The sequence below is a fragment of the Streptomyces sp. NPDC059816 genome (assembly GCF_042732055.1).
Classification (GTDB): Bacteria; Actinomycetota; Actinomycetes; order Streptomycetales; family Streptomycetaceae; genus Streptomyces.
Genome location: NZ_JBHWIQ010000002.1, coordinates 473,560 through 483,263, shown reverse-complemented (window position 1 = coordinate 483,263; position 9,704 = coordinate 473,560). Strand labels below are relative to the sequence as shown.

Genomic DNA, 9,704 nt, shown 5'->3' with positions numbered 1-9,704 from the left:
CCCACGAGAGATGGAGAATGACATGCAAGGTGCCTCTGGCTATGGTCGCCTGGACGGCAACCGTACGGGCCGGCCGCGGCGGGCCCGGCTGTTCGCCTCCATGGTCGGAGTGACGGCCGTCGTACTGCTCGCGGGCGCTTGCTCCACCGACAAGGAAACCCCTGCCGACTCCGGAACCTCCGCCTCGGCGAAGGCCAAGGGGAAGGGGGGCGAGGCGGGCGAGAAGAGCACCCTCGCCTACGCCAAGTGCATGCGGGAGAAGGGGGTCAGCAACTTCCCGGACCCCAACGAGCAGGGCCGGTTGGACATCGACGGCACCAAGGTCGACATGAAGTCCGCCGTGGCGCAGGCCGCCGACAAGGCGTGCAAGCCGCTGCTGCCGCCGATGGACGCCAAGCCGCCCGCCGAGGTGCAGGAGGCGTCCGTGAAGTACGCCAAGTGCATGCGGACCAACGGGGTGCCCAAGTTCCCGGACCCCAACTCCGAGGGCGGCATCGACATCAACGGCGACTCGCTGGGTGTCGACCCGAACAGCCAGGCGTACAAGGACGCCGACAAGAAGTGCAAGCCGATCCTGGACAAGGTCGCGAGCGGCCCGCGGGAGTTCCAGACGGGCGGTCCCAAGTAACGTCCTCGGCGCTGCCGACGTCGCACCGCCCCGCCGTCCGGTCGGGGGGTGCGACGTCGCCCATGTGGGGTGGGAGTGGCGGCGCCGGGGTCGTACCGCCGGGCACCTGGGGGTGCCCGGCGGTCGGGCGTTCAGATGCGGTAGCCGCGCTTGGCCACCGTCTCGATGACCTGGGGGTCCCCCAGTTTGGCCCGCAACCGGCTGATCGTGATCTTCACCGCGCTGGTGAAGGGGTCGGCGGCCTCGTCCCAGACCCGCTGGAGCAGTTCCTCCGCGGAGACCGCCCGGCCCCGGGAGGCCAGCAACAGTTCCAGCACCCCGAACTCCTTGGGCGCCAGTTCCAGCGGACGGCCGCCCCGGCTGGCGGTGCGGCGGGCGGTGTCGACCACCAGGTCGCCGTGGCGGACCACGGGCGGCACCGCCGGGTGCGCACGGCGGGCCAGCGCACCGATCCGGGCGACCAGCACCGGGAAGTCGAAGGGCTTGGCCAGGTAGTCGTCGGCGCCCAGGTTGAGCCCGTCGACCAGGTCCTCGGCGGACGCCTCGGCGGTCAGCATCAGGACCCGGCTCCGGCACCCGGAGGCGACCAGCTCGGCACACACCTCGTCCCCGTGCAGCCCCGGTAGGTCGCGGTCGAGCACGATCACGTCGTACTCGCTGAACAGCGCCCGGTCGAGGCCGTCCTGCCCGTCGAACGCGACGTCGACGGCCATCTGCGCCCGACGCAGACCGATGGCCACGGTCTGGGCCATCTCCTCGTCGTCCTCCACCACGAGCACTCGCACGCTGTAAGCCCCTTCGCCGCCGTACGCGTCGGACACGGGCATCCTGACGGGCCCGCACGGGATGTTTCTACCCCATGGCGCGGCCCGGGGTTCAATCGATACGTCGACCGGCATCGACCAACTCCCGTTCCCCCGAATGGGCGTGGCCGCGACGACGGCTCGTTCCGGTCGGTGAAACCCTGCCGAAACCGCCGTCCGCGTACAAAGGAGGGGTGACACAGTCCGGCGAGCTGTGGAGAGGTCCATGACAGTCATCGCGAACCCCGGGACCGACCGAGACCAAGCCCCCCGGGGCCGGTGGTGACCGCCGACGGCGCGGCCCCGGACCCGGTCGAGGAATCAGACCCGGACGGGCGGACCGCGGAGCGGACCGTCGAACCGGCGGAGCCGCAGCCGGTGGCGGCGGAGACGAAGGGGCGCCCGAGAGGCCGTCGCGGACGGCGGGTGGCCACGGCGATCACCCTGGCGCTGGCGGTGGCCGGCGGTGCGGGATTCGTGTTCGCCGACCCCCTCGACAGCGGCGCGCAGGACACCGGCTCGACCGCCCGCGTCGACGCGTCGACGGCGGTGGCGAAGGTGACCCGGGGGGCGCTGGCCGTACGCACCCTCCAGAAGGGCACCCTCGGCTACGCCGGTGAACACAAGGTGGTCAACAACCTCAGCGGCACCTTCACGGACCTGCCCTCGGTGGGGCAGGTCGTCCGCCAGGGCCAGCGGCTCTACTCGGTGGACGACGAACCGGTGATCATGCTGAAGGGGTCCGTGCCCGTCCACCGGGACCTGTCCTGGGGGGCGGAGGGCGCCGACGTGCGGCAGTTGAACGCCGCGCTGGTCGCCCTCGGTCACGCCGACCGGGACGACTTCGAGGACGACCCCGACTACTTCGGCTGGTCGACGTACCGAGCCCTCAAGAAGCTCCAGGACGATCTGGGCGTCGAGGAGAACGGCGAACTCAAGCGCGGTCAGGCCGTGTTCGTGCCCGAGCGGGAGATACGCGTGACCGGCCTCGGCGGTTCCGCGGGCAGCGCCGCCGGGAAGGGCTCCGTGGTGGTGGAGGGCTCCTCGACCCGTCGCCAGGTGACCGTGGACCTCGGCGCGAGCCAGCAGGCGGACGTACGGGTCGGCGACAAGGTGAGCATCGCGCTGCCCAACGGCAAGTCCACCCCCGGGGTGGTCGCGTCCGTCGGGAAGGTGGCCGAGCGGGCGGGCGACGGCATGGCGGTCAAGGTGCTGATCGAGCCGACCGAGGCCAAGGCGACCCGGCGGTTCGACCGCGCCCCGGTCGAGGTGTCGATCGTCAACACCGAGGTGAAGGACGTGCTGTCGGTGCCGGTGCGGGCGCTGTTGGCCCAGCAGGGCGGCGGCTACGCGGTCGAGCGGGTCGACGCGGGCGGCGAACGCCGGCTCGTCCCGGTGGAGACGGGACTGTTCGACTCCGTCGCCGGGCGGGTCCAGATCACCGGTGAGGGGCTGGACGCGGGCCAGCGGGTCGTGGTCGCGCAGGCCTGAGCGGAAGTCCGGGTCGGGCGCCGATACCCTCCCGAAACCCTCGCTCCGGTAGAAAGTTCACGAGACCTGTCCGGCCCGCCGAAAGGGCGGTGGGCCAGGCGGTGGACCGGGGAAGCATCGAGCGCGCCCCGGTTCGGCGGTGCGGACCGGCCGGGCTGACATCCCCCGCAGCCCGGCCGGTCCCGCCGCCCTCCGTGGTCGACGCCGCCCCTGGAGCCACTGACCCCGCTCTCAGTGCGTTGACCGGGCGAAACGGGCGCACAGTACGCTGACGCCATGCGTATCGGAGAGTTGGCGCAGCGCACCGGAGTGCCGATCCCCACGATCAAGTACTACACCCGTGAGGGCCTGCTGCCGCCCGGTGAACGCATCGGCCCCAACCAGGTGCGCTACGCCGATCCGCACGTGTCCAGGCTCAAGCTGATCCGCGCGATGCTGGAGGTCGGCGGGATGTCCGTGGCCGCGGTCCGCGAGGTGCTGGAGCGGGTGGACGTTCCCGGGCGCACCGTCCACGGGGTCCTCGGGGTCGCCCAGTCTGCGGTCAGCGGATCCGGCGTCGAACGCGGTACCGAGGCGCAGCGGGAGCGGGCCGAGCGGGTCGCGGACGCGTTGGTCCGGCGGCACGGTTGGGCCGTCAAACCGGGGAACCCCGGCCGCGTCGCACTGGTCCAACTCATCGTCACCTACCACGACCTGGACCGGGACGACCTGCTGGCGCTGCTGGACGCGTACGCCACGGCGGCCGAGGGCCTGGCCCGGGCCGAACTGTCCGCGGTGGCCGCCGTGCCCACCGCGGACGGCAAGGTCGAGAGCGTGGTGCTGGGTACCGTGCTGGGCGACGCGGCGATGGCGGCCCTGCGCCGGATGGCCCAGGAGAGTGCTTCGGCGCGGCTCGCTCACCCCGGGTAGACGGGGCTGCCTTCGGCCGGCGGGCCCACCGGGACCAGGTGGTGCACCCGGGCCGGGGGGAGGTTGCGGAGCACCGTCTCGGTGCGGAAGCGGTGCCGTTCCAGGGTGCGGGCGATGACCGACTGGGTGCGCAGTGCGCGCCCCCGGGTGCCGGGTCCGGTGAGGGCGCGACGCAGGGCGGGGAGTCCCGCGTAGGCGAAGAAGGAGAGGGTTCCGCCGGGGCGCAGCGCACCGAGCAGCCGGTCGAAGAGGTCGGTGACGGTCGGGGCGTCGAAGTTGGCGAAGGGCAGTCCGCACACGATCGTGTCGTACGTCCCCAGTTCGTGTTCCTGGACGAATCCGGTGAACAGGCGGACCCGGGGGTCGTCCGCGTACCGGTGGCGCAGCAGGTCGGTGAAGCGGGGGTTGGCCTCGATCAGGTCGAGGGTGTCCCACGGGCCCATGGTGGCCCGGACGCGTCGGGTCACGGCGCCGGTGCCCGGGCCGACCTCCAGCACCCGGCGCGGATGGTCGGGGCTGGGGATCACGAAGCGGGTCAGGGCGCTGCTCAGGGAAGGGCTGCTGGGTGCGATGGCTCCGGTTTCCCGCCGGGCCCGGGTGAACTCCTGGAAGAACAGCGTCACTTCGGTCATGACCCCCACCTAGAAGCTAGTGATAGTGGAACTATCGATAGTGTAGGTTACTGCTTACGGGGGAGCGGGTCCGCCGGGGGCGGCGCCGACCACCGCCCGCCCGGCGGGCCCGGCCCCGGACGGGAGTCCGCCGCCCGGGCACCTGCCGCCGCGCGGCCCGCCGGGACGAACGACCCGCCCGAAACCGTCCCGGTCGGATACGCGGTCGGCCTCGGCTACTTGGGCGGCGCGCTCGGTGACGACCCCGCGCACGCTCGCCGTCGGGCTGGCCCTGTCCCTGGTGGCGGTGGCGGTGGCGGTGGCGGTGGCGACCGCGGCGCACGGCGGACCCCCGCCCGGACGGCGGCCCGGGGGCGCACCCCGAGGCCCTGTGCCGTTCGGGGTCGCGCACGTACGTGGTCCGAGTTGAATTCCCGCGCGCCTCGGCACGGCCCGCGGGGCGCGGGAACCGGTGGGGCCTATGTTCCGGTGGTGATCGAAACCATCCTGCTGGACGTGGACGAGACCCTGCTGCGCCGGGGCCGGTACTGGGACGGGTGGGCCGACTGGCTCCAGGTTCCCCGGCACACCGTGTCGGCGCTGGTGGGCGCGGTGGTCGCACAGGGGCGGGCCGCCCACGACGCGCTCCGACTGATCAACCCCGACATGGACGTGGAATCCGCGGCCCGCGCCCGGGAGGCCGCCGGCCGCGGGGAGTACCTGGACGAACGGGACCTGTACCCCGATGTGCGGCCCGCGCTGGGAGCGCTGCGGGAACGCGGCGTACGGATCATCGTCGCGGGCGCGGCCAGCGTCCGCTGCGCCGAACTGCTGCGCGGGCTCGACCTGCCCGTCAACCTCGTGGCGGACACCGCCGAGTGGGGCGTCGCCAAACCGAAGGGCGAGTTCTTCGAACGGGCGCTCGCGCTCGCCGGGACGCCCGCCGCGACCACCCTCTACGTCGGTGACCACCCGGGCGACGACGTCTTCCCCGCCAAGGCCGCCGGGTTGCGGGTCGCGCATCTGCGGCGCGGACCCTGGGGGCACCTCTGGGCCGACGACCCCGATGTGGTCGCCGCCGCCGACTGGCAGATTGACAGCCTGATGCAACTCGGCGCCCTGGTCGGCGACTAGCCAGGAGCACGCGGCGTGCCGCGGCCGGGGCGGGGCGGGCCACCAGCCCCACTGGCCCCGAACCAACAACAAAGGCAAGGAGAGAGCTCTCCTTGCCGTGCTCAACTTATAGCGCACCGGGGGGCTTGCCACAAGGCCCCGGTCTCGGCGGAAGATCGTCGACCGACGCCACCACCAGGGTGGTGTGACGGACGGGGAGGCGCCGGTCGCGATGACGGAGACGTACGTGCTGGATCTTCACGAGGTCGACGAGACGCGGACCGCGCTCGTCGGCGGCAAGGGCGCGCACCTGGGCGGGCTGTCACGGATCGACGGCATCCGCGTGCCGGACGGCTTCTGCGTGACGACGGACGCCTTCCGGCGGGTGATGGCGGACGTCCCGTCGATCGGCGACCGGCTCGACCGGTTGGCGCGGGCGGACCCGGACGACCGGGAGGCGATCCGCACGCTCAGCGCCCAGATCCGCCGGGCCGTCGAAGGGACTCCCGTCCCGGACGACATCGCGCAGGCGGTCACCGGCGCGCTCTCCCGGCACGGAGACCCCGCCGCCGCCCGTGCCGTACGGTCCAGCGCGACCGCGGAGGACCTGCCCACGGCCTCCTTCGCCGGGCAGCAGGACACGTATCTGAACGTGGTGGGCCCGGCGTCGGTGCTCCGCCACCTCAGCCGCTGCTGGGCCTCGCTGTTCACCGAACGGGCCGTGGTCTACCGGCAGCGCAACGGCATCGACCACCGCACGGTCCACATGGCGGTGGTCGTGCAGCGGATGGTGTTCCCGGACGCGTCCGGCATCCTGTTCACGGCCGACCCCGTCACGGGCAACCGGAAGGTCGCCACCGTGGACGCCGGCTTCGGCCTCGGCGAGGCGCTGGTCTCCGGTCTGGTCAACCCGGACGTCTTCGCGGTGCGGGACGGCGAGGTCGTCGCCAGGACCGTCGCCGCCAAACAGCGGGCCGTCCACGCCCTGCCCACCGGCGGCACCCGGGAGGTGGCGGTCGACCCGCGGCAGCAGCGGCAGCCGGCGCTGACCGATGCGCAGGTCGTACGGCTCGTACGGCTCGGGCGGCGGATCGAGGCGCACTTCGGCCGCCCGCAGGACATCGAGTGGTGCCTGGTCGAGGACGGTTTCCGGATCGTCCAGAGCCGGCCGATCACCACCCTGTTCCCGGTACCCGTACCCGTACCCGTCGCCGGGGACGGCGAGCCGGAGAACCGGGTCTACGTCTCGGTCGGCCATCAGCAGATGATGACCGACCCCATGAAGCCCCTGGGCCTGTCCGTGTGGCAGTTGACGGCCATGGTGCCGATGCGGGAGGCCGGCGGGCGGCTGTTCGTCGACGCCACCGCGCGGCTCACCTCGCCCACGAGCCGGGCCGGTCTCCTGGACCTCATCGGCAGGGGCGACCCGCTGGTCAGGGACGCGCTGGAGACCGTCCTGGACCGCGACGACTTCATCCCCCTGCTCCCGGACCCGGACCCGAGCGGGCTGCTGGCCACGGACGGCGCTCCGCCCGCCCCGGTCGCGACGGATCCGGCCGTCGTCATCGAGTTGGTCGCCCGCAGCCGGGCCTCCGTCGCGGCCCTGGAGCGCGAGGTCCGGACGAAGACCGGACCGGAGCTGTTCGACTTCCTGGGGGAGGCGTTCGAGGAGCACAAACGGGTGCTCGCCCATCCGCTGAGCCTTCAGGTGATCATGGCCGGGATGGAGGCCACCTGGTGGCTCAACGACCGGTTGCAGGAATGGTTGGGCGAGAAGAACGCCGCCGACACGCTCTCCCTGTCCGCCCCCGGCAACATCACCTCCGAGATGGGACTGGAGCTGCTCGACGTCGCGGACGCGATCCGGCCGCACCCGCAGGTGGTGGAGTACCTGCGGGGCATCGGGGACGAGGACGTCCCCCAAGGGCCGGACGGACTCGACGGGTTGGCGGAGCTGCCGGGCGGAGCCGAGGCGCGCGAGGCCCTGGCGGGCTATCTCGACCGGTACGGCATGCGCTGCGTCGGCGAGATCGACCTCACGCGACCGCGCTGGTGCGAGCGGCCCGCCACACTCGTTCCGGCGATCCTCGACAACGTCAGGAACTTCGGCCCGGGCGCCGCCGGCCGGCGCTTCGCACAGGGGCGGCAGAAGGCACGGGAGAAGGAACTCGACGTGCTGTCACGGCTGCGGGCCCTGCCGGACGGGGACCGGAAGGCCGACGAGACCGAGCGGATGATCGACCGGGTGCGGACCTTCATCGGCTACCGGGAGTACCCGAAGTACGACATCGTCCGTCGCCTCCTCGTCTACCGGCGCGCGCTGTTGGCGGAGGCCGGGCGCCTGGTGCGGGCCGGCGTGCTGAGCGAGCGGGAGGACGTCTTCTTCCTCACCTTCCGGGAGTTCCACGAGGTCGTGCGCTCGCAGCGGGTGGACGACGGGCTGCTCCGGCGGCGCAAGGAGGAGTTCCGGTCGTACGCCGCGCTCACCCCGCCCCGGGTGCTCACCTCGGACGGCGAGGCCGTCACCGGGACGTACCGGCGCGCGGACGTGCCGGCCGGTGCCCTGATCGGCCTGCCGGTCTCCGCCGGGACCGTCGAGGGAAGGGCGCGGGTCGTCCTCGACATCGCGGAGGCCGATCTCGAAGCGGGCGACATCCTGGTCACGACCTTCACCGACCCCAGCTGGTCGCCGCTGTTCGTCGGCATCGCGGGCCTGGTGACGGAGGTGGGCGGCCTGATGACCCACGGCGCGGTGATCGCCCGGGAGTACGGCCTGCCGGCCGTGGTGGGCGTGGACCGCGCCACCCGGCTGATCCGGGACGGGCAGCTCATCCGCGTGCACGGAACCGACGGCCACGTCGAGTTCCTGCCCTCCGCTGCGGGTGCGTGATGCAGGAGCCGCCCATAGGCTCGCAGCGCCGGGGTGCCGAACCCGGCGATCAGTCCCACATCGTACGGATGTGGCGAGGAACGGAGCGAGACCGATGGCCGAGGACCAGGTCAGCCGCAATCTCAAGGGCATGGACGATCTCGATTTCGACGGCTGGAACAGGGCCGACTGGGACGGTGTCTTCGCCCACCACCACACCGCCGACGTCCTGGTGGACTGGAAGGGTCAGCCTCCGACCCATGGGGTCCGGGAGCACATCGACGCCATGAAGGCCTACGTCGATTCGGCGGGTGGCACGCCCCCGCAGATCGCTGCGCATCCCATCGCCTTCGGGTCGGGTGACTGGACCTGCGTCATCGGCGAGTTCGAGGGTGGCGGTCGCATGGTCACCGTCGCGAAGTGGCGCGACGGGGCGATCGCCGAGGAGTACATCTGGGCCTAGCCGGCGACGGACCACCCGCCGCGCGGATCAGGCGGCGCCCGTCACCGGCACCCGAAGCCGGTACTGGTAGAACGCCCGAGCCGAGTACGCCACGAAGGGCACCACGGCGGCGGGCACCAGCCACCAGGGGAGCTTTAGCCAGAGGGCCAGGAACCCCGTGACGGGGCAGAGGATCAACACCGTGAAGAACAGCTGCTTGCCGTATCCGCGCCAGACGAAGGGTTCGGGGCGGTGGGGGCGGGCCAACCGAACGGCGCCGAAGCCGAAGCTGAGTGCGGCGAAGAGCCCCGCGAGGGTGCCGAAGGAGGCTGCCAGCTGAGGGTTGTCACGCGGATGCTCGGAGGTTTCCTGCCGCACGCCTCCCCGGTCGACAGCGGCGATCTGGCCGCGCCAGACCGTGCCGATGACCCGGTCGCCCGGCCGGAGCCCTTCCAGCAGGGGGCGCGGATCGCCGAAGGACACGGTCTCGGTCCAGGCCGGGGCGCGGTGCAGGGTGGCCCGGTAGCGGTTGTTCTTGCCACGGGCCTTGACTGTGGCGTCCTGCACCGTGAAGGTCAGCATGCGCAGGCAGTCCTCCGGCCCCGGTGCCGCAGTATCGGCAGGGCACGGCTCGGCCGCCGCGAAGTCCCGATACCGCTCGCTGTCATGGGGCAGCCAGAGGGCGAAGGCGGCGTAGCAGGCCAGCGCGGCGAGGAGGGCCACTGTGATGAGTCCGACACCGTCGTGACGGTTCTGCCGCGGGGACCGCCTCGCGGACCACCCGGGCTGGGGCGCCTGACCCGTTCCGGGCGCGACGTCTGGTTCCGTCACTGTCACC

9 protein-coding genes are annotated in these 9,704 nt (G+C 72.4%); 6 read left to right on the top strand and 3 right to left on the bottom strand.

Annotation, left to right across the window (positions count from 1 at the left end):
- Positions 1–22 precede the first annotated feature (22 nt).
- A complete protein-coding gene (locus tag ACFV88_RS04805; protein ID WP_385485986.1) occupies positions 23–628 on the top strand; it encodes a hypothetical protein in 606 nt (201 codons plus the stop codon).
- Positions 629–759: 131 nt separating this feature from the next.
- On the opposite strand, the gene ACFV88_RS04800 is transcribed toward ACFV88_RS04805, so the two are convergent.
- The gene (locus ACFV88_RS04800) at positions 760–1,413 is read right to left on the bottom strand and encodes a response regulator transcription factor (protein ID WP_385485984.1); all 654 of its coding nucleotides are present in this window, start codon (positions 1,411–1,413) and stop codon (positions 760–762) included.
- A 300-nt stretch (positions 1,414–1,713) separates the two neighbouring features.
- On the opposite strand from ACFV88_RS04800, the gene ACFV88_RS04795 reads away from it, so the two are divergent.
- A complete protein-coding gene (locus ACFV88_RS04795) occupies positions 1,714–2,922 on the top strand; it encodes a hypothetical protein (RefSeq protein ID WP_385485982.1) in 1,209 nt (402 codons plus the stop codon).
- 276 nt (positions 2,923–3,198) lie between these two features.
- On the top strand, positions 3,199–3,831 hold the full coding sequence (locus tag ACFV88_RS04790; protein ID WP_385485980.1) for a MerR family transcriptional regulator: 633 nt from the start codon (positions 3,199–3,201) through the stop codon (positions 3,829–3,831).
- On the opposite strand, the gene ACFV88_RS04785 is transcribed toward ACFV88_RS04790, so the two are convergent.
- The gene (locus ACFV88_RS04785) at positions 3,819–4,463 is read right to left on the bottom strand and encodes a class I SAM-dependent methyltransferase (protein ID WP_385485978.1); all 645 of its coding nucleotides are present in this window, start codon (positions 4,461–4,463) and stop codon (positions 3,819–3,821) included. The genes ACFV88_RS04790 and ACFV88_RS04785 overlap by 13 nt on opposite strands.
- 474 nt (positions 4,464–4,937) lie before the next feature.
- Between ACFV88_RS04785 and ACFV88_RS04780 the strand changes: the two genes are divergently transcribed.
- From ACFV88_RS04780 to ACFV88_RS04770, 3 genes are all read left to right on the top strand, one after another.
- Positions 4,938–5,576 (top strand): HAD family hydrolase, encoded by a 639-nt coding sequence (locus ACFV88_RS04780; RefSeq protein ID WP_385486056.1) that lies wholly within the window; start codon positions 4,938–4,940, stop codon positions 5,574–5,576.
- Between the two features lie 211 nt (positions 5,577–5,787).
- Complete coding sequence (gene rph, locus ACFV88_RS04775) at positions 5,788–8,445, top strand: rifamycin-inactivating phosphotransferase (RefSeq protein WP_385485976.1); 2,658 nt, start codon at positions 5,788–5,790, stop codon at positions 8,443–8,445.
- A 94-nt stretch (positions 8,446–8,539) separates the two neighbouring features.
- On the top strand, positions 8,540–8,887 hold the full coding sequence (locus ACFV88_RS04770) for a hypothetical protein (RefSeq protein ID WP_385485974.1): 348 nt from the start codon (positions 8,540–8,542) through the stop codon (positions 8,885–8,887).
- Between the two features lie 27 nt (positions 8,888–8,914).
- Here ACFV88_RS04770 and ACFV88_RS04765 read toward each other — a convergent pair whose 3' ends face one another.
- Positions 8,915–9,589, bottom strand: a complete 675-nt coding sequence (locus tag ACFV88_RS04765; RefSeq protein ID WP_385485972.1) for a hypothetical protein — start codon at positions 9,587–9,589, stop codon at positions 8,915–8,917.
- Positions 9,590–9,704 lie beyond the last annotated feature (115 nt).

Bases quoted from the DNA above. Each gene is read 5' to 3' on its own strand.
- ACFV88_RS04805 (WP_385485986.1), top strand. From the start codon at position 23: ATGCAAGGTGCCTCTGGCTATGGTCGCCTGGACGGCAACCGTACGGGC.
- ACFV88_RS04790 (WP_385485980.1), top strand. From the start codon at position 3,199: ATGCGTATCGGAGAGTTGGCGCAGCGCACCGGAGTGCCGATCCCCACG.
- ACFV88_RS04785 (WP_385485978.1), bottom strand. From the start codon at position 4,463: ATGACCGAAGTGACGCTGTTCTTCCAGGAGTTCACCCGGGCCCGGCGG.
- rph (WP_385485976.1), top strand. From the start codon at position 5,788: ATGACGGAGACGTACGTGCTGGATCTTCACGAGGTCGACGAGACGCGG.
- ACFV88_RS04770 (WP_385485974.1), top strand. From the start codon at position 8,540: ATGGCCGAGGACCAGGTCAGCCGCAATCTCAAGGGCATGGACGATCTC.